The following is a 16,815-nucleotide window of genomic DNA, read 5'->3' on the forward strand; positions in this document are numbered from 1 at the left end:
GTAAGTTAAAGTTATGTGTAACAGAATTGTACCAATTCAAAACCCAAATAAATGCTATAGTTAACATAGACTTTAACTACGTAGTCCGGTTCTTTGACGGGAACCAGGTAGAAACGCTCAGACCATATTACTGAGAATATACGAGTTAAATACACTTAAGTTACTATAGCAGACAGTGGTTGAAATATCAACATAAAAAATGAACGTTTTGAGGAAAAATAGATTTATTGTTCGTGTTTTCTGGGTAAACTGCTAACATATAAGAATATGTAAGAGAAATTCCTTTTACATCTGTCTCAAGTATTGTTAAAATAGAAAGTTGTCAGCTTGGATAGGAGGACATGCCATGGAGCAATCAAATGTTGAGAAATTATTTAAATCTATAGATGAAGTTACTGAAATCATACAAAATGCAAAAAATGAAACCTATCTGGAAAGTTTGATTATCGCTTTAAATATCATCTTAGATGATGGAGCTCAAGATGAGTTAGACGATGTTACAAAGCACAAGGTTGCAAAACCGGTTCAAACAGTTAATGAAGAAGAATTTGATGCAGAAACGTATCGAAAAGCGTTAAGCCTGTCTATTTTAAAAGGGATGAAAGGGGCTTCGCAACAGCAGCATTTAATGACGCCTGATACAGTCGGCTTTTTAATCAGCTACCTGACAAATAAGCTGATTGATAAAAAAGGGCAAATAAGTCTTTTTGACCCGGCTGGCGGGACAGCTAATCTGCTTACCATCGTCTTGAATCAATTGGAAAATCCTTTTAAAGCATATGCTTCTGAAGTCGATCCCGCGTTGATAGAGCTGGCTGTGTTAAATGCCAATTTGCAGAAAAAAGAAATCAGCTTTTATCATCAAGACAGTTTACGGCCTTTCCTGATAGAGCCTGTAGATATGGTTGTCACAGATCTTCCAGTAGGGTATTATCCAGATGATGTGACAGCGGAAGAATATCAATTAAAGGCTGATAAAGGAAATTCTTACGCACATCATTTATTTATAGAGCAGAGTTTGAAATATTTAAAAGAGGGCGGCTTTTTTATCGGTGTTATCCCGGAATTTTTATTTGACAGTGATCAATCGGACAAGCTGCATGCGTTTTTCCAGGAAACTGCACATATTGTCGGAGTCATCCGCTTGCCGGAAACATCTTTCAAGTCAAAAAATCAGGCGAAAAGTGTATTAATCCTGCAGAAAAAAGGGTATGGTACAAAAGAACCGAAGCAGCCGTTACTTGTACAATTGCCTTCATTTAAGAATGCGCAAGCAATGGCAGATATTATCAAACAAATCAATGAATGGTTTACATCCTATCCAAATAGGATTAAATGAAAATATAGGAGTGGAATGAAAATGAGTAATGTATTAGCAATTAATGCGGGGAGTTCATCTTTAAAATTTCAATTGATAAAAATGCCTGAAGAGGAAGTAGCGGCAATCGGCCTGGTAGAAAGAATCGGATTACCAGAATCTGTTTTTAAAATGGAAGCAAATGGAGAAGAAGAAAAAACAGTTACAGATATTCCAGATCATAGTGTAGCAGTAAAAATGTTATTAGATGCTTTAATTTCTCAAGGAATTATTCAATCATTTGATGAGATTGATGCGGTAGGACACCGTGTTGTTCATGGAGGAGAATATTTCTCTGATTCGGTTTTATTAGATGATGAAGCAATTCAAAAAATTGAGGAAGTATCTGAACTGGCTCCTTTGCATAACCCTGCTAACTTGACTGGAATCAATGCTTTTAAAGAAATTCTTCCAGATGTTCCAATGGTGGCAGTATTTGATACAGCGTTCCATCAGTCTATGCCGGCATCTTCTTATTTATATAGCTTGCCAAGAAACTATTATGAAGACTATGGAATTCGTAAATATGGATTCCACGGAACTTCTCATAAATATGTTTCTGAGCGTGCGGCGGAGCTTTTAGGAAGACCGTTGGAAAGTCTTCGTTTAATTTCTTGCCATATTGGTAATGGCGCCAGTGTTACAGCAATTAAAGATGGGAAATCAATGGATACTTCAATGGGCTTTACACCGCTAGCCGGAGTAACCATGGGGACAAGATCTGGAAATATTGACCCTGCCTTGATTCCTTATATTATGCAGCGTACTGGGAAAACAGTTGACGAGGTATTGCATGTATTAAATAAAGAAAGTGGAATGCTGGCATTATCTGGGTTCTCTAGTGATTTACGTGATATTCAGGATGAAGCAGATACGAATGAACGAGCTGAGCTTGCATTAAATGTGTTTGCTGGGCGTATTCATAAGTATATTGGATCGTATGCTGCTAAAATGAATGGCGTGGATGCAATTATATTCACTGCAGGTGTAGGGGAAAATAGCATTGCTATACGTGAAAAAATTCTTACCGGTTTAGAATTCATGGGCATTTATTGGGATCCAAAACTAAATGATGTTCGCGGGAAAGAACAATTCATCAACTACCCGCATTCTCCAGTAAAAGTAATGGTCATTCCGACAAATGAAGAAGTAATGATTGCCCGGGATACCGTTCGTTTAAGTCAATAACATATACAGCCCAAAAAGCCTTTTTACTCATGAAGCTTATCGAGTAAAAAGGCTTTTTCAATACATTTTTAATAGGAAAATAAAAAGATTCTTAAAAAGTTCTAGCGCGTAACAAGCACGTCGCAGCTGGCATATCTCGTAATGCTTTCAGATACACTTCCAATTAAGAAGCGCTCTACAGCATTCATCCCGGTTGCCCCGCACATGATTAAATCAGCTTCAAAATTAGCCGCTATTTCTTTAGCAATTTTGACTTTAGGAGACCCATATTCAATGCAGCGGACAATATCTGTTAATCCGGCAGCTTCAGCCTGTTTGACGTAATCATCCAATAATTCTTTCGCATACGTCTCTGCTCTTTCGGATAAAGAACGGTCATACGCTTCAGCTGTTGAGAAATTACGAGAGTCCACGACATGAGCAAGAATCAATCGAGCATTATTTCGTTTAGCAACAGCGAGCGACTTAGTAAAAGCCTTTTCAGCTGCTTTCGATCCATCTACTGCGACAACAATATTTTTATATTCCATCATGATTCATCTCCCCTTTCTACTATTATTATATACCTGATTTGTAAGCGTTACAAACGAATAAATGTAAATTACATAACATTTCGAAAAAAAGTCAAAAAAGCAAATGAAATGATTCTAAAATTCGAAAAATGCTTGACAGTCGAGCTTGAAATAATTTCAGAATGAATAAAAAACCCCGGTCTTTTGCAAACCGGGGTTTTGGTAATTGAAAAAACTAAGAAATAATTTGTAATGTTTTTGGATATTTTGTCAGTTCTAAAGGCATGTAATTCGTTGTGAATAACATATCTTCAATTCTTACGCCGCCAATATTTGGAACATAAATCCCCGGCTCAATTGTAAAGCACATTCCCGGTTCAATAGGAAGCGTGTTGTCGCTATGCATGGAAGGATATTCGTGTGTTTCAATTCCCAATCCATGTCCAAGCCGGTGTGTGAAATAGTCACCGTATCCTTGCTCTGTAATATAATTTCTTGCGATTTTATCTAATTCGCCAACTGCAGTGCCGGTTCTGCTTGCATCTATCGCTCTTTCTTGTGCTTCCAACACCGTGTCATATATCTGTTTCTGTTCATCTGAGATATTACCAAAGGCAACAGTCCTTGTAATATCAGAGCAATAACCTTGATAAATAACTCCTAAATCGAAGAGAACGAAACTATTTTTCTCTAACTGCGTTTTATCAGGATTTCCGTGAGGGGAGGCTGTTTTTGAACCGAATAAAGCCATGGTCTGAAAGGACATCTCGCGTATACCCTGTTTTTTTAAGGTGTGCTCAATGGTCGCAACTACCTCTAGTTCGGAGACACCTTCTTTTAAGGCTTCCACACCAGTTTTAACACCTAAATCTGCTAATTCAGCGGCTGTCCGTAATAAATCATGCTCTTTTTTGGTTTTAATTAAACGCAGATTTTGGATAACTGGCGTGGCATCTATATAGGCCGCATCCGGGAAGATTTCTTGAAGCTGGTTATAACGGTAAAGCGTCAGATGGTCTTTTTCCACTGCCATGACAGCTGGTTCTTTTTCTTGTTTCTTTAAGAACGCCTGTAAGGAATGCCAAGGATTTTCATGGTCATAATAGCTTACAATCAAATGCTCCCATCCGGCATTTCTTGCATCATCTTCTTCCATTTTAGGTAATAGAAATATCGGGTCGATTCCGTCCATAACAAGGATTCCGATAACTCTTTCATGCGGATCAGTATAGTATCCGCTTAAATAATATACATTTGCTTTGGAGCTGATAAAACAACTGTCCGCTTGCTGTTTTTTTAGCTCGGCAAATAAATGGTTAATTCTGTCTGACATTATTTTTTGCCTCCTAGTTGATTAGTATTACTGCTGTTTGACATGAATAAATAGTATGCTCTAAAAAAATTATAGCAGATAGAAAGAAAAAATCCGATAAAAATGAAACTTTTTGCGAAATCAATCGTATTTCATACTGTACACGGACCGTACATTACTATTACTTATTCCAAGAGGAGGATTTGTATGTTTCAATTTTTTAATCGAATGAAAACAATTGTCAGTTCAGAACTGAATGCAATGATTGATAAGGCGGAAGACCCGGTCAAGATGTTAGATCAGTACTTGCGGGATATGGGCAAGGATATTGAAGAGGTTGAAGCGGCAGTCGCAAAGCAAATGGCCAATGAAAAAATGCTGAAGCGCAAAACAAATGATGCCAAAGCGATGGTAGAGAAGCGCCAGGAGCAAGCTGAAAAAGCAGTAGAAGCAGATAATGAAGAATTAGCCAGAAAAGCTTTAAATGATAAAAGACATCAGGAAAAATCCTATGCGTCTTTACAAGCTTCTTGGGAGCGTGCGGATGAGGATGTCAGAATCCTGAAAGAAAAACTGTCTGAAATGAAAAAAGAATATCAGGAAATGAAATTAAAAAAGGATTCCTTAAAAGCACGTGCAGAATCTGCGAAAACAAGAACGAAAATGAACCGTACCATGTCTTCCATTGGCTGCGACCAATCCCGTCAAGGGTTTGAGAGAATGGAAGAAAAAGTACTTCAGTACGAAGCGGAAGCAGAAACCTCCGAAGATTTAAATGAAAACGCAAGAACGCTGGATGATGAATTCAAAGAGCTTGAAAATAATAATGGGGTAGATGATGAATTAGCTGCATTAAAAAAGAAATTTAATAAATAAATGCTGAAAAAAGATGCATAGAAATATCCGATAGCGGGAACACACACTACGAAATCAAAATAATAATCCAAATCGTCAAAGGAGAGATTTTCAGTGAAAGTATCTTTTCATGGACATTCTGTAGTAAAAGTAGATACAGGAAAGCATCGCATCATTATTGACCCGTTTATCAATGGAAATGAAGCATGTGATTTAGATCCGAGTACGGAAAAGGCTGACGTTATTTTGCTGACACATGCTCATAATGATCATGTCGGAGATACAGTGGAAATAGCTAAAAATAACGATGCCTTGGTTGTAGCGCCGAAAGAACTTGCCGATTATATAGCATCAAAAGGTGTGGAGGCACATCCAATGCATATCGGCGGTTCCCGTGAATTTGAATTTGGGAAAGTGCAGCTTACGCAAGCTTTTCACGGCTCATCCTATGAAGAAGAGGATGGAACAGTCATTTATGGAGGAATGCCTGCAGGAATACTTCTTACAGTAAATGGAAAGACAATGTATCACTTAGGAGATACGGCATTGTTTACAGATTTAAAAATGTACGGTGAATTAAATGATATTGATATTGCCTTTATTCCAATCGGTGATAATTTTACGATGGGGCCAAGTGATGCACTGCTTGCAGCTGAATGGGTAAATGCCAAGACAGTTGTTCCTGTGCATTATAATACCTTTCCGCCGATTGTTCAGGATCCGGAAGATTGGGCATCTAAAGTGAAGGCTGGTAATGCCCGCGCAATGAAAGTTGGAGAAACAATCGATTTAACTTCTTAACGTGCGTGTTCAAAAAGTATATATTTTGCTAGAAAACCACAGAGATAGATTATATTCTGTGGTTTTCTGCTGCATAGAAATCATCCTCGCTCATACAATTATAAAAAAGGAGGATGCCAGCCTTGAAAACAAATATTATTCTAAGGTTATTATTAGTTTGCTTTTTTATCTATATTGCATGGCCGATGGTTCCGCAGTCTTCCAGCTCTTTAGAATTCCTCTTTTGGGGGTGCTGGTTATTATTTGCCTTTGTATTTATCGGCGCAAATCTTGCAACACTATTAAAAATGTCCCGGCCCCCGGTTATGGAACAGGAGGGGATAAATAAGAAGAAACTGCGCAGCCATTGAGTTTCTCCTGTATCAATTGTATAATAAGACTAATATGTTTTATATAGTACAGTTGAAAGAGGGTGATGGCAGATGGCGACCAAGCATGAACAGATTTTACAGCATATTTTATCATTGCCAGTTGGAAGCAAGATATCTGTCCGTCAAATTGCGAAAGATTTAAATGTGAGTGATGGGACTGCTTACCGGGCGATTAAGGAAGCAGAAAATCAAGGAATCGTGAGTACGATTGAACGTGTAGGAACGATTCGGATCGAGAAGAAAAAGAAAGATAATTTTGAAGAGCTGACGTTTGCTGAGATTGTTAATATCATTGATGGACAAGTACTTGGAGGCAGAGACGGGCTTCATAAAACACTCAGTAAATTTGTGATTGGCGCCATGCAGTTAAATGCCATGATGCGCTATACGCAAGCTGATTCGCTGCTGATTGTCGGAAACCGTTTTGAAGCGCATAAGCTTGCTTTAGAAGCGGGAGCAGCTGTCCTGATTACAGGAGGCTTCGATACGGATGATTCTATAAAACAGCTTGCCAATGAAAAAAAATTGCCTATTATTTCGACAAGCTATGATACGTTTACAGTTGCGGCTATGATTAACCGCGCGATTTATGATCAATTGATTAAAAAGGAAATTATTTTTGTAGGAGATATTTCAACACCGTTTGAGTCCTCTTATTATTTAGCGGCGAAACAGCAGGTGAAGGATTGGTATATTAATAATGAAGTTTCCTCGCACACACGATTTCCGGTTGTGGACGACCGTATGAAAGTAGTAGGAATGGTTTCTTCGAGAGATATCGTCGGGAAAGACCAAACTACATTTATTGATCGTATCATGAGCCGGAAGCCGTTAGTTGTTCAGGAAAAAACATCTTTAGCCTCGGTTGCACATATGATGGTCTGGGAAGGTATCGAGCTCGTTCCTGTGGTGGATAGTTCGCATGTATTAAAAGGCGTTGTTTCCAGACAGGACGTATTAAAAGCCATGCAGCAGATCCAGAGACAGCCGCAGGTCGGAGAAACAATTGAAGATATTGTTGCTAACAATATGTCGCAGAATCCGAGTGAGGAAGGGTTGTTTGAAGCGCATGTTATTCCGCAAATGACAAACCATTTAGGAACATTATCACATGGTGTATTTACAGCTCTCATCACAGAAGCAAGTGAAAAAATGATGAAAATAGAGAAGAAAGCAGAAATTTCGATTGAGAATATTACGGTTTATTTCAGCAAGCCGGTACCAATCGACAGTATTTTACTTCTTAAGCCAACACTTTTAGATGTCGGCCGTTTATATGCAAAGATAGATGTAGAAGTAATGCATGGACAAACTACTGTCGGACGGTCATTGATTATGGCGCAGCTGATCAATCGGTAACAGCGTAATTGATTTTTCTTTTGAAGACGAAAAAAACAACTGGAATACGATAATTCCAGTTGTTTTAAGCTGAAATGAAGCAATTTATTCAAAATGTAACGATCTGATTTGAAAGCTGTGCTTCTATTTTACCTAGTTTGGATGCAATCTTCTCCACTCTTTTTGATAGTGCCGTGCTTCTTTGAATCCACGAATCAATTGCATTAATCCTAATGCAAAGATAACAAGGCCGATAAACAAGCTGAGCTGTGTCAGATAAAGGGAGTATTGATTAATGGAAAAAGCGATTAAAAATGCTCCCAGGCTGGATCTCGCCCGGCCATTAAAGTATTTTTGTGTTAACGTATTTTTCTCTTTGAGGATTGCTACTTTATAATAGATATAAAAGACAGCTGAAATTATAATTATTATTGGAAAGATAACCATTTTAAATGCTCCGCTCCTAATTACATATTGTTTAATGCTACGTTTATTGTACCGTTTTTTTATCAATTAATCTAGGAAAAATCATAACTATATCATCAACAAAAAGGGAGATTGTCATGGAAATTACAAAAATTATTGAAGCGATTGAAGCAAGCGAGAGAATCATTATACATCGGCATGTCCGCCCTGATCCGGATGCAATTGGATCTCAGATGGGGTTAAAAGCATTGATTAGACATTCCTTTCCGGAGAAAGAAGTCTACGCTGCAGGAGAAGATATCCCGTCCCTGACTTTTTTAGCGCAGATGGATGATGTATCAGACGAGCTTTATCAGGGAAGCTTAGTCATTGTCTGTGATACAGCAAACCAGCCGCGGATTGATGATGATCGTTATAATAAAGGAAAACAGCTGATAAAAATCGATCATCATCCGGTCACAGATTCTTATGGAGATATCGAATGGGTGTCTACCGATGCCAGTTCTACTTCTGAGATGATTGTTGGTCTTGCATTGGAAGCGCGTCCCCGGGGCTGGAATTTAAATAATGAAGCAGCCCGTCTCTTATATGCAGGAATCGTTGGGGACACAGGAAGATTTAAATTTCCAAGTACAACTGTGAAAACATTTCAATATGCCGGTGAATTAGTTCGTTATGATTTTGACCGGACAGCTATATATGATGGGTTATACGAGGCGGAGGAAAAAGTATTGCGGTTAAGCGGCCACATTTTACAGCATTTTAAGATGTCTGAGAATGGGCTGTGTGTCATTAAATTAACTGCTGAATTATTGAAAGCATTTGATGTTACTGTGGAGGAATCAAACCAGCTTGTCCAGACGGTAGCAGATGTCAAAGGGATTAAAGCATGGGTATTTTTTATTGAAGAGCCTGACCAAATTCGGGTGCGTATCCGTTCGAAAGGAATTGTAATTAATCAAATTGCTAAGAAATATAATGGCGGAGGACATCCGTTGGCCTCTGGTGCAACCGTATATAACTGGGAGGAAGCAAATCATTTAGCAGCTGATTTAGAAAAAGTGTGCAGGGACGAAGTTTAAAACAGATGTAATTGCTGAAATTGGAGAGATATGAAACAAAGCTAAGGCTGTTATGCGAGAGGCAAGATAAAATAATTTGTCTGCGTTATAACAGCCTTATTGATTTAAAGTGGATAATGAAACGAATCATACTATCATCTTACGGATTCAGGCAGGATCACAACTCTTAATTCTGAACCAAATGCAATTTGTCGGACACGGAATTGGTAGCTCATGCCATCAAGAGTGAAGGCTTTATTTTCGATTGTTGCGATTAATAGCTTATCTGAACGTGATACAAGCTCTACTTCCTCTCCGATGACGTGGTTGATTTCTTCGCGAATCAAAGCCCGCAGCTGATCCTGCATTAATAAATCGATACGCATCGATTCCGGGTCTTCTATCTCAATGTCGATTCTTGAGATGGTGAGCGGCTGTTTGGTCTGCTCGCTTAAATCTTCTTTATCCTTCAGCAGGGTCTGATTTGTTTGCTCCAGCTCGGTTACCTCATTCGACAGCTCCATATTCTCTTTTAACATTTCTTCATACATGGTTCCGTACATATAGGTGAAGACCATATAGGAAATAATGCTGCCGAAAAAGAAACCGACAAAAATGAGCTGCCAGCTTGTTTTTTTATGATAATGCGGGATGTGCATCAGGGAGCATCTCCTTGTGAAAACCATTGAATAATAATCAGGCCAACCTTTACTCCGCCCATTGCAGATAGAATCAACAGGATCTGTTTTACTAAATCCATTGGAGTTCCGTCGAATAACCCTCTTTCAAAGTTGGCGATTGCGTCAAAGGTGCCTCCGATTGCAGCGACAATCCCCCATATTCTTAAGCGTTCTGCGATTCGATTCATAGAGGTCAGGGCAGCATCTCCGGTGGCGAAATCACCTATGCTTCCTATAATCGATCCTCCGATGATGACTCCTAACGCAATAAAAAAACAATGAATAAATGCTGCAAAAAATCTTTCCTCCATACTGTGACACTCCTCGCATGATAGCTTGTCTGCTAATTGGCAATCCTTATAATTGGAGGTTGCTATATTCTAGCTTATGAATGAAACAGACAAGTTATGAAAACTAAAACGATAGGCACATATGTACTATCTTGTTATAATAGATATAGAAATGCGTGTTCAAGAAGCAGGAAGACATTCGATTTCTCATTTTAAGGAGTTTTTTGAACATCCTCTAGAAAGAAGGCAGGGTAGAATGACGTACACACATATATCGGTGAAAAGCGGCTATAGTTTAATGGAGAGCACCATTTCTATACCAAAGCTTGTTCAAAAAGCAAAATATTTACAGTATCAAAGCCTCTGTTTAACAGATGAGGCTGTTCTTTATGGTGCTGTTTCATTCTATAAAGCTTGTATGGATCAGGGGATTAAGCCGATTATTGGCATGCGGATTTCTGTTCAGATGGATGATAATGAACAGGAGATTCCATGTATCGTTCTCGCTAAAAATAAAACAGGCTACCAGCAGCTTCTACAGTTAAGCACCTATCTGCAAACAAATCAGCTTGATAAGCTTCCGGTTGAACAGCTTGGGGAATATACAGACGGTGTCATCGGTGTACTCTCTGGAAAGGCATTCCTGAGGGCTGGCAATGATTCCTCCGAAACAGAAAGCCAACTACTCTTTCAACAGCTTAAAAAGGCAGAAGCTTATTTTGAAGAAGGTGACTTTTATGTCGGCATCGATTCAGCTTCACATCAGCTGCAAATATGGAAAAAGGCGGACTTCGCTTATGTGGCGATGCAGAATGTAGTGTATTTAGACGAACAGGATGTATTGGCTTATGATTGCCTGCAATCGATGCGGTTCGGGGAGAAATGGGCTCCAAAACGAAAGGAACAGCTGCCTGAAGGTCATCATTTTACTTCTCCGGAGGAAATGAAGCAATTATTTCATACTTGGCCGGAGCTGCTGGATAAGACTGAAGAAATCGCAGGAAAATGTACTGCCTATTTACATTTTGATGAGCAGCATCTGCCTTCCTTCCCCACGCCGGATCAGGTAACCGCAGATACCTATTTGCGGGAGCGCTGTGAAGAGGGTTTGCAGGAGCGGTACCCGGTCGTTACAGAAGCTCATCGAAAACGGATGGAATATGAGCTGAATACGATTATCAATATGAACTACAGCGATTATTTTTTAATTGTTGCCGATTTTATTCAATTTGCGAAAGATAAACATATCATGGTCGGACCGGGAAGAGGATCATCAGCTGGTTCCATTGTTGCTTATATTTTAGGAATCACAGAAGTTGATCCATTAAAATATAATCTTCTGTTCGAACGTTTTTTAAATCCGGAACGGCTGACCATGCCGGATATTGATGTAGACTTTTCTGATATCCGCCGTGATGAAGTAATTGATTATGTAAGAGATAAATATGGCAGGGAGCATGTTGCACAGATTATTACTTTTGGCACCTTTGCGACACGCTCGATTCTCCGAGAACTGATGAAAACAATGGATGTCCATGATCAGGATGTTGCTTATATTTTGCGGGAAATGAAGCGGGCATCATCCAAAAGTATTCAACGGCTGCTGCAGGATTCAACGGAATTAGCATCCTATGTAAAGGCCTCTGAAAAATTAAAGGTTTTATTTACCATCGCGATTAAATTAGAAGGCTTGCCAAGAAACGTGTCTACTCATGCTGCGGGCGTTGTGATTAGTGAGCAGCCTTTAATGAGAGATGTTCCGTTGACAAGCGGCACAGGGGAAACGTACTTGACACAATATGCAATGAACGAATTGGAAGCCGCAGGTCTGTTGAAAATGGACTTCCTGGGGCTCCGAAATCTTTCGTTAATAGAAAGAGTCATGAAAGGTGTGGCATATACCCAAAACAAAGGAGAAATATTGACCCATATTCCAGAACAGGATGAAAAAACGTTTGCCATGCTGCGACAAGGGGAAACCAGCGGTGTTTTTCAGTTAGAATCAACAGGAATGCAGCGTGTTCTAAAAGAGCTGCAGCCATCCTCGTTTGAAGATATTGTAGCGGTTAATGCGCTTTATCGTCCAGGTCCGATGGATTTTATCCCTGTGTATATCCGGCGTAAATTTAAGCAAGAAGCTGTAACCTATCCGCATCCAGATTTAGAACCGATTTTAAAATCAACCTATGGTGTTCTGATTTATCAGGAGCAGATCATGCAGATTGCGCACCGTATTGCCGGTTTCAGTCTTGGTGAGGCGGATATTTTAAGAAGAGCGGTAAGTAAGAAGAAAGACAATATGATGCAGCAGCAGGAGGCAGCCTTTATCAAAGGGTGCTTAAAGAATGGCTACTCTCAGGCTGTGGCTGCGGAAATTTTCAGCTGGATTGTCCGCTTTTCCAACTATGGATTTCCAAGAAGCCATGCTGTCGCCTATAGTAAAATATCCTATCAGCTCAGTTATCTGAAAGCACATTATCCAGAAGTATTTTTTTCATGCCTGCTAACGGATGCTAAAAATCAGCCCGAAAAGCTGTCTATGTACCAGGAGTCGTTAAAAGAGCTTGCAATTAAGATACTCCCGCCACATATTAATAGAAGCTATCAGCAATTTACAGTGGAGAAAAACATGATACGTACCGGGTTAGCTGCTATTAAGTCTATCAGTTATCAAGCGTTGGTTCATATTTTAGAAATCCGAAAAGAGGCTTCTTTCACCAGCTTTTTTGATTTTTGTATGCGAATCGATATAAAAAAAGTAAATCGGGCCGCTATTAAAAACCTGATTTTAGCTGGTGCATTTGATACGTTTCATCCCAATAGGGCAAGCTTGATTGAAACGATTAATCCAGCGCTGGAACAAAAGGAATTGTTTCAGGGGATGTATGAAGATGCCTCCTTATTTCAGGATGCGTTGGAATATACAGAAGCGGAAGACTACTCCAAAATACAAAAGCTCACTTTTGAGAAAGAATTGATGGGTATCTATATCTCAAATCACCCATTTGAAAGTTACCGGAATGTATTAAGAGCGAATGGAATACTTTCTTTTAAACAGGCAGAGGAGTTCATCGGGAAGAGAAAAGAAATCTATACCGTCGGAGTAGTAGAAGAGATAAAGATTATACGCACAAAAAACAGAGAAAGAATGGCATTTTTAACAGTGTCGGACGAAGATAAAAAGATGGATGCTGTTCTTTTTCCGGATTTATTTCGGCAAATTTCGAATCAGCTGGAAGAGGAACAGCTGGTTTGGATGCGTGTTACGGTCGAAGAGAGAAACCAGAAGCGTCAGTTTATTTTAAAGGAAATAGCAGCACTGGATTTGTCTGAAGTGGATATACCAGAAACGAATAAATTATTTATACGAATGACAAACCAAGATAAAAGCAGTGTTTTGAAATATTTGCAGCAAATAGCTGAACAGCATCCGGGGAAGACGCCGGTAATCGTATATGATCCTGTAAACAGAGAAACCTACCAGCTTGCAAACAGCTATTCTCTTCAAGTGACAGAGAAAGAAATGAGACAGCTGAAAAATTATTTTGGAAATGATAATGTGGTTGAGCGCTGATTTTATACGCTATTAGAAAACACCCGAAATATATTTTGAAAATAGAGGAGAAGCCGAATTTTTTACCAGAAACCGGCTTCTTCTTTATTATATATTTTGAAGAGGGGAAGGCAGCAATTTTTCATGTATTTCGAGTGATAATGGCACAATATAAAAAACTGAAATTTTACGACAGCAGCTACTTTACACAAGCATACCATCTGTTATAATAAAGGGGATAAAAATGGCTTGGCCTAATATGTAAGCGCAATAATTATACATATTACTTACTGTATTCAAAGGAGCGGAATTCAATGGCAAACCTACGAGACGAAGCATTACATTTACACGAACAAAAGCAAGGGAAGCTGGAAGTGAAGACAAAGGTGCCGGTGAGGAATAAAGAAGATCTAAGCTTAGCTTATTCTCCTGGTGTAGCAGAGCCTTGTAAAGAAATCTATGAACGAAAAGAAACCGTCTATGATTATACGATGAAAGGAAATATGGTTGCGGTAGTAAGCGACGGTTCTGCCGTTTTAGGACTTGGTAACATTGGTGCAGAAGCTTCTTTACCTGTGATGGAAGGAAAAGCGGTATTATTCAAAGGATTTGCAGGCGTGGATGCTTTTCCAATCTGCTTGGATACACAAGATGTCGATAAAATTGTAGAGACTGTTAAATTGATGGAGCCGACCTTTGGCGGGGTGAATTTGGAAGATATTGCAGCACCTAACTGCTTTATTATAGAAGATCGGTTAAAAAGCGAAACCAATATTCCCATTTTTCATGATGACCAGCATGGCACGGCAATTGTCACAGTGGCAGGCCTGATGAATGCTTTAAAACTGGTAAATAAAGATTTCTCTAATATCAAAGTCGTAGCAAATGGAGCCGGCGCAGCTGGAATCGCAATTATCCGCCTCTTAAAGAGCCTGGGAGTTCATGACATGATTATGTGTGATTCTCGCGGTGCAATTTATGAAGGACGTCCTAAAGGGATGAACAACGTAAAAGAAATGGTCGCAAAATATACCAATGCGCAGAAGATAGAAGGAAGTCTGGAAGATGTATTAGAAGGTGCAGATGTATTTATCGGTGTTTCAGTAGGTGGCGCTTTAACAAAAGAAATGGTTGAAAAAATGAATGATGATGCAATTATTTTTGCAATGGCGAACCCGGATCCAGAAATCCTGCCTGAGGATGCAAAAGCAGCTGGAGCAAAAGTAATCGGCACCGGCCGCTCCGACTTTGCGAACCAAGTCAATAATGTGCTTGCTTTTCCAGGGATATTCCGGGGAGCTTTGGATGTCAGAGCAACGCGTATTAATGAAGAAATGAAGATAGCTGCTGCAGAGGGGATTGCTTCTTTAATAGAAGACAGAGAGTTGAATGAAGACTATGTAATTCCTTCTCCTTTTGACGGACGAGTTGCACCGCTTGTAGCTAAGCACGTAGCGGAAGCAGCAATGAAATCCGGAGTTGCCCGCATTCACGTAGATCCGGAAGAAGTGGCAGAGAAGACAAGACGTCTGACAAAGGAAATCAATAAATAATTTGACATTGTAATTATCCCCTGAGACATTTTAATTTTTATTCAAAGTGTTTTAGGGGTATTTTATGTAAAAAAATAAAAACTTAAAATGAGATATTAGTTATCCTGTCTAATTTAAAATATTTTTTAATCTGTTTGTTGAATCATTTGGAAGAAGGCTTGATATAAGGTTATCAGGAAGCTTTTATATCCGTTTATTTGATATATAATGATACATTTATAATGACAATCTGATTGCGCGACTTGCAAACAGGTGGTAATCTATTTGTTGGGTTTCTATTTGATTTCTGTAGAAGAACAAGTAAGTACGTGTTCAAAAGTTGCCAAAGGTTTATAATGGGACGAGTGTTTACAAATGTTTTCAATGAGGTGACCGCACAAAAAAAGCGAACTTTTTCACCTGCGTTTATGGGGTTGCGATTACTTGCCCCGCTATAACTCGTCCGCAGCGGTCGCATTAACCTGAAAAATATACCAGCTTTATTTTTTATCATCCATTTTAAAACGCACTACTATAACTTGGGAAAATAGTTTACAATGGTAAGATAGGAAAAACGTTCTTACCTGAAAGCTCTATTTGAATGCTGGTTAATAGATGCAATTTATTTATTATATATTTTATACACAGTTAACCTGGCAGCAGAAAAAGGGGGGATAAACTTGCCACTTAAAGATTTTTTCGGCAAGCGTAAGAAGTATGCATCAATCCCGAGCGAGAAAGCAAAAGTAGATGTTCCAGAGGGGTTAATGCAGAAGTGTGATAATTGTAAGCAAATCTATTATCGAAAAGAGATAGTTAAGTCTTTATATGTTTGTCCAAACTGCGGATATCACCATCCGATGACAGCATGGACAAGAATTGAGAGTTTATTTGACGAAGGAACATTTACAGAATGGGATGCGGACCTGACCTCTGCTAACCCGCTTGATTTTCCTGATTATGAGACGAAGATCAAGAAGGACCGTCAAAAAACAGGTCTGAACGAAGGAATTGTTACTGGTACAGGTGCGATTGAAGGAAATCAGGTTGCATTTGCTGTCATGGATTCCAATTTTCGTATGGGAAGTATGGGCTCTGCCATCGGTGAAAAAATAGCGAGAGCGATTGAAAATGCCAGAGAAGAGTCGATTCCTTTCATTATATTTACAGCATCTGGCGGAGCTCGTATGCAAGAAGGGCTTTTAAGCTTAATGCAGATGGCAAAAACATCCTTTGCTGTGAAACGATTTAGAGACAGCGGCAATTTAATGATTTCCGTGATGACTCATCCGACTACTGGCGGTGTATCTGCAAGCTTTGCATCTATTGGAGATTATAATTTTGCAGAACCGGGAGCGCTTATTGGTTTTGCCGGGCGGAGAATTATTGAACAGACAATCCGGGAAAAGCTTCCAAATGATTTTCAAACAGCTGAATTTCAATTAGAGCATGGCCAAGTAGACAAGGTTATTCACCGTCATGATATGAAAACAACGCTTGGAAAGCTTCTTTGTATGCACACGGATGGGAGGTAATCAA

General features: G+C 39.2%; 15 protein-coding genes and 1 riboswitch. Of the genes, 10 read left to right on the forward strand and 5 right to left on the reverse strand.

From position 1 onward, the window contains the following. Window positions 1–60 precede the first annotated feature (60 nt). A riboswitch (purine riboswitch) is annotated at window positions 61–164 on the reverse strand. Between the two features lie 182 nt (window positions 165–346). Both ACZSMY_RS00640 and ACZSMY_RS00645 read left to right on the forward strand, forming a co-directional pair. Continuing rightward, the gene (locus tag ACZSMY_RS00640) at window positions 347–1,339 is read left to right on the forward strand and encodes a class I SAM-dependent methyltransferase (RefSeq protein WP_193063241.1); all 993 of its coding nucleotides are present in this window, start codon (window positions 347–349) and stop codon (window positions 1,337–1,339) included. Between the two features lie 21 nt (window positions 1,340–1,360). Beyond that, window positions 1,361–2,545, forward strand: a complete 1,185-nt coding sequence (locus ACZSMY_RS00645) for an acetate kinase (protein WP_042535370.1) — start codon at window positions 1,361–1,363, stop codon at window positions 2,543–2,545. Window positions 2,546–2,646: 101 nt separating this feature from the next. Here ACZSMY_RS00645 and ACZSMY_RS00650 read toward each other — a convergent pair whose 3' ends face one another. Together ACZSMY_RS00650 and ACZSMY_RS00655 are read right to left on the reverse strand one after the other, a co-directional pair. After that, window positions 2,647–3,078, reverse strand: a complete 432-nt coding sequence (locus tag ACZSMY_RS00650; RefSeq protein WP_042535369.1) for a universal stress protein — start codon at window positions 3,076–3,078, stop codon at window positions 2,647–2,649. Between the two features lie 214 nt (window positions 3,079–3,292). Then, on the reverse strand, window positions 3,293–4,390 hold the full coding sequence (locus ACZSMY_RS00655; RefSeq protein WP_042535368.1) for a M24 family metallopeptidase: 1,098 nt from the start codon (window positions 4,388–4,390) through the stop codon (window positions 3,293–3,295). 186 nt (window positions 4,391–4,576) lie between these two features. Here ACZSMY_RS00655 and ACZSMY_RS00660 point away from each other — a divergent pair, with 186 nt between their 5' ends. The 4 genes from ACZSMY_RS00660 (at window position 4,577) to ACZSMY_RS00675 (ending at window position 7,755) form a co-directional block, all read left to right on the forward strand. Further along, complete coding sequence (locus tag ACZSMY_RS00660; protein WP_465147399.1) at window positions 4,577–5,245, forward strand: PspA/IM30 family protein; 669 nt, start codon at window positions 4,577–4,579, stop codon at window positions 5,243–5,245. A 93-nt stretch (window positions 5,246–5,338) separates the two neighbouring features. After that, a complete protein-coding gene (locus tag ACZSMY_RS00665; RefSeq protein WP_042535366.1) occupies window positions 5,339–6,025 on the forward strand; it encodes a metal-dependent hydrolase in 687 nt (228 codons plus the stop codon). Between the two features lie 122 nt (window positions 6,026–6,147). Then, window positions 6,148–6,375 (forward strand): hypothetical protein, encoded by a 228-nt coding sequence (locus ACZSMY_RS00670; RefSeq protein WP_042535365.1) that lies wholly within the window; start codon window positions 6,148–6,150, stop codon window positions 6,373–6,375. Between the two features lie 72 nt (window positions 6,376–6,447). Continuing rightward, on the forward strand, window positions 6,448–7,755 hold the full coding sequence (locus ACZSMY_RS00675; RefSeq protein ID WP_042535362.1) for a DRTGG domain-containing protein: 1,308 nt from the start codon (window positions 6,448–6,450) through the stop codon (window positions 7,753–7,755). Window positions 7,756–7,887: 132 nt separating this feature from the next. Here ACZSMY_RS00675 and ACZSMY_RS00680 read toward each other — a convergent pair whose 3' ends face one another. Beyond that, window positions 7,888–8,181: a YtpI family protein gene (locus tag ACZSMY_RS00680; RefSeq protein ID WP_042535359.1), complete on the reverse strand. Its 294-nt coding sequence runs from the start codon at window positions 8,179–8,181 to the stop codon at window positions 7,888–7,890. A gap of 116 nt (window positions 8,182–8,297) precedes the next feature. On the opposite strand from ACZSMY_RS00680, the gene ACZSMY_RS00685 reads away from it, so the two are divergent. Continuing rightward, entirely contained in the window at window positions 8,298–9,242 is a 945-nt protein-coding gene (locus ACZSMY_RS00685) for a DHH family phosphoesterase (protein ID WP_193063247.1), read from the forward strand. A gap of 134 nt (window positions 9,243–9,376) precedes the next feature. On the opposite strand, the gene ytrI is transcribed toward ACZSMY_RS00685, so the two are convergent. Both ytrI and ytrH read right to left on the reverse strand, forming a co-directional pair. Beyond that, complete coding sequence (gene ytrI / locus ACZSMY_RS00690) at window positions 9,377–9,880, reverse strand: sporulation membrane protein YtrI (RefSeq protein WP_465147400.1); 504 nt, start codon at window positions 9,878–9,880, stop codon at window positions 9,377–9,379. Then, on the reverse strand, window positions 9,880–10,212 hold the full coding sequence (ytrH, locus tag ACZSMY_RS00695; RefSeq protein ID WP_042535354.1) for a sporulation membrane protein YtrH: 333 nt from the start codon (window positions 10,210–10,212) through the stop codon (window positions 9,880–9,882). The genes ytrI and ytrH overlap by 1 nt, the downstream gene beginning before the upstream one ends. 235 nt (window positions 10,213–10,447) lie before the next feature. Here ytrH and dnaE point away from each other — a divergent pair, with 235 nt between their 5' ends. The 3 genes from dnaE to accD all read left to right on the forward strand — a co-directional run bounded on the left by dnaE (window position 10,448) and on the right by accD (window position 16,811). Then, a complete protein-coding gene (dnaE, locus tag ACZSMY_RS00700) occupies window positions 10,448–13,765 on the forward strand; it encodes a DNA polymerase III subunit alpha (RefSeq protein ID WP_193063249.1) in 3,318 nt (1,105 codons plus the stop codon). 293 nt (window positions 13,766–14,058) lie between these two features. Beyond that, window positions 14,059–15,297, forward strand: a complete 1,239-nt coding sequence (ystJ, locus tag ACZSMY_RS00705) for an NADP-dependent malic enzyme (RefSeq protein ID WP_368900615.1) — start codon at window positions 14,059–14,061, stop codon at window positions 15,295–15,297. 659 nt (window positions 15,298–15,956) lie between these two features. Then, the gene (accD, locus tag ACZSMY_RS00710; RefSeq protein WP_465147401.1) at window positions 15,957–16,811 is read left to right on the forward strand and encodes an acetyl-CoA carboxylase, carboxyltransferase subunit beta; all 855 of its coding nucleotides are present in this window, start codon (window positions 15,957–15,959) and stop codon (window positions 16,809–16,811) included. The last annotated feature ends 4 nt before the right edge of the window (window positions 16,812–16,815 follow it).

Source organism: Oceanobacillus sp. B139/18 (genome assembly GCF_055524595.1).

Bases quoted from the DNA above. Each gene is read 5' to 3' on its own strand.
- ACZSMY_RS00640 (WP_193063241.1), top strand. From the start codon at position 347: ATGGAGCAATCAAATGTTGAGAAATTATTTAAATCTATAGATGAAGTT.
- ACZSMY_RS00645 (WP_042535370.1), top strand. From the start codon at position 1,361: ATGAGTAATGTATTAGCAATTAATGCGGGGAGTTCATCTTTAAAATTT.
- ACZSMY_RS00650 (WP_042535369.1), bottom strand. From the start codon at position 3,078: ATGATGGAATATAAAAATATTGTTGTCGCAGTAGATGGATCGAAAGCA.
- ACZSMY_RS00655 (WP_042535368.1), bottom strand. From the start codon at position 4,390: ATGTCAGACAGAATTAACCATTTATTTGCCGAGCTAAAAAAACAGCAA.
- ACZSMY_RS00660 (WP_465147399.1), top strand. From the start codon at position 4,577: ATGTTTCAATTTTTTAATCGAATGAAAACAATTGTCAGTTCAGAACTG.
- ACZSMY_RS00675 (WP_042535362.1), top strand. From the start codon at position 6,448: ATGGCGACCAAGCATGAACAGATTTTACAGCATATTTTATCATTGCCA.
- ACZSMY_RS00680 (WP_042535359.1), bottom strand. From the start codon at position 8,181: ATGGTTATCTTTCCAATAATAATTATAATTTCAGCTGTCTTTTATATC.
- ACZSMY_RS00685 (WP_193063247.1), top strand. From the start codon at position 8,298: ATGGAAATTACAAAAATTATTGAAGCGATTGAAGCAAGCGAGAGAATC.
- ytrI (WP_465147400.1), bottom strand. From the start codon at position 9,880: ATGCACATCCCGCATTATCATAAAAAAACAAGCTGGCAGCTCATTTTT.
- ytrH (WP_042535354.1), bottom strand. From the start codon at position 10,212: ATGGAGGAAAGATTTTTTGCAGCATTTATTCATTGTTTTTTTATTGCG.
- dnaE (WP_193063249.1), top strand. From the start codon at position 10,448: ATGACGTACACACATATATCGGTGAAAAGCGGCTATAGTTTAATGGAG.
- ystJ (WP_368900615.1), top strand. From the start codon at position 14,059: ATGGCAAACCTACGAGACGAAGCATTACATTTACACGAACAAAAGCAA.